Raw genomic sequence first — 2,280 nt, 5'->3', positions numbered from 1 at the left:
GGCGAGGAGTGGGCGGGCGAGGAGGAAACGGATCAGCCTCTCCTCCCCCGTGCAACGGGGGAGGTGGCGGGCGAAGCCCGACGGAGGGGGCGTCCCCGCCGATCAAACGATCTGCGCGGCTTCCTCGAAGTCGAGGCGCGGATTGCGCGGGAACAGGTTCTCTTCGGTGCCGTAGCCGATCGAGGCGATGAAGTTGGACTTGATGTTGGTGCCCGCGAAGAACGCCGCGTCGACGCCGGCGTTGTCGAAGCCCGACATCGGACCGACGTCCAGGCCCAGGGCCCGGGCCGCCAGGATGAAATAACCGCCCTGCAGCGAGCTGTTGCGCAGCGCGCCGACTTCCTTGGCCACGGGGTCGCCGAACCAGGTCTTGGCGCCCGGCGCGTTGGGGAACAGGCGGTCCAGGGTCTCGGGGAAGTCCAGGTCGTAGCCGATGATCACCGTGACCGGGGCCTTGAGGATCTTGGCGCCGTTCGAGCCCGAAGACAGCGCCGCCAGCTTGGCCTTCGCTTCATCGCTCTGGACGAAGGTGAAACGCGCCGGGGTGGTGTTGGCCGCGGTCGGGCCGAACTTCACCAGGTCGTACAGCTCGCGCAGCACCGGCTCGGGGATGGGCTGGTCGCTCCAGCCGTTGCGGGTGCGGGCCTTCGTGAACAGTTGGTCGAGAGCCGTATCGGCGAGCTTGGCCATCAGCGATCCTTATGGGCGATATAATTGCAACTTATACAGTTACGATAAGGACGCGCGATCGCGCTGGCAAGACGCCGCGGGCGCATTCCCTTGCCCAAACGCGCACGCGCGAGGACCGCCGCCCTAGAGCGTCTGCTCGACCCGGGTCACTTCCGGCACATAGTGCTTGAGCATGTTCTCGACCCCGGCCTTCAGCGTGGCCGACGAGGACGGGCAGCCCGAGCAGGCGCCGCGCATGTGCAGCCACACCACGCCGGTCGCGGGTTCGAACTTGCTGAACACGATGTCGCCGCCGTCCTGGGCCACGGCCGGGCGGATGCGGGTGTCGAGCAGGTCCTTGATCTCGGCGACGATCTGCGAGGTTTCGTCGTCATAGACGCCGTCCTCGTCGTGGCCGCTCTCGGTGGCGTCCAGCAGCAGGGGCCGGCCGCTGGTGAAGTGATCCATGATGGCGGCCAGGATCGGCGCCTTCAGGTGCGGCCACTCCGCGCCCTCGGCCTTGGTCACCGTCAGAAAGTCCGGACCGAAGAACACGCGGTTGACGTCGCCGAGGCGGAACAGGGCCTCGGCCAGGGGCGAGGAGTCGCCCTCTTCCGCCGTCTTGAACTCCCGCGCGCCCTCACCCAGCACTTCGCGGCCGGGCAGGAACTTCAGGACCTCGGGATTGGGCGTGGTTTCGGTCTGGATGAACATGCCGGAGAGATGGACCCGCCGCCCCTCTCAAGCAAGAGGGCAGGCTGCCGCTTGCGTCATCGTGACAAACGAACCGCGTTATGGCTCCATCGTCAAAACAGTTGTTTCACGCAATAATCTCAGGGAGATCGCCATGAGCGATGGAGCCATCGATCTTTCGGGCGATGCGGACGCCGCCCGCGCCAGGGCCTACGCCATGCCCCTGGACCAGATCGACGTCGCCGATCCCGCCCTGTTCCAGGCCGACGCCCACTGGCCCTATTTCGAGCGGCTCCGAGCCGAGGACCCGGTGCACTACTGCGCCGAGAGCGAGCACGGGCCCTATTGGTCGGTCACCCGCTATGCCGACATCATGACGGTCGACACCACGCATCAGGTGTTCTCGTCGGACTCCAGCTTCGGCGGCATCACGATCCGGAATTTCGACGAGGACTTCGTCCTGCCGATGTTCATCGCCATGGATCCGCCCAAGCACGACATTCAGCGCAAGACCGTCAGCCCGATCGTCTCGCCGGTGAACCTGGCGCTGCTGGAGGGCACGATCCGCGAGCGGGTCGGCGGCATCCTGGACGGCCTGCCGATCGGCGAGACCTTCGACTGGGTCGACAAGGTGTCGATCGAGCTGACCACCCAGATGCTGGCCACCCTGTTCGACTTCCCCTGGGAGGAGCGCCGCAAGCTGACCCGCTGGTCCGACGTCACCACCGCCGTGCCGGGGGCCGGCGTCGTCGACAGCGAGGACCAGCGCCGGGCTGAGCTGCTGGAATGCCTGGCCTATTTCACCGAGCTGTGGAACCAGCGGGTCAATTCGACCGAGCCCGGCAACGACCTGATCTCGATGCTGGCCCACGGCGAGGCGACGCGGAACATGCCGCCGTTCGAGTATCTGGGGAACAT

3 protein-coding genes are annotated in these 2,280 nt (G+C 66.4%); 1 reads left to right on the top strand and 2 read right to left on the bottom strand.

Annotated elements, in window-relative coordinates; translation table 11 throughout:
- Positions 1-102: 102 nt before the first annotated feature.
- The gene (locus tag AC1DZ6_RS23820) at positions 103-690 is read right to left on the bottom strand and encodes a malonic semialdehyde reductase (protein ID WP_477099581.1); all 588 of its coding nucleotides are present in this window, start codon (positions 688-690) and stop codon (positions 103-105) included.
- 123 nt (positions 691-813) lie between these two features.
- Complete coding sequence (locus tag AC1DZ6_RS23815) at positions 814-1,383, bottom strand: NifU family protein (protein WP_477099580.1); 570 nt, start codon at positions 1,381-1,383, stop codon at positions 814-816.
- 133 nt (positions 1,384-1,516) lie between these two features.
- Between AC1DZ6_RS23815 and AC1DZ6_RS23810 the strand changes: the two genes are divergently transcribed.
- On the top strand, positions 1,517-2,280 hold a 764-nt coding region (locus AC1DZ6_RS23810; protein WP_477099579.1), incomplete at its 3' end, for a cytochrome P450 family protein.

Source organism: Caulobacter sp. P1_B12_2, assembly GCF_056406675.1.
This window is presented reverse-complemented; position numbering and strand designations above follow the sequence as displayed.

Bases quoted from the DNA above. Each gene is read 5' to 3' on its own strand.
- AC1DZ6_RS23820 (WP_477099581.1), bottom strand. From the start codon at position 690: ATGGCCAAGCTCGCCGATACGGCTCTCGACCAACTGTTCACGAAGGCC.
- AC1DZ6_RS23815 (WP_477099580.1), bottom strand. From the start codon at position 1,383: ATGTTCATCCAGACCGAAACCACGCCCAATCCCGAGGTCCTGAAGTTC.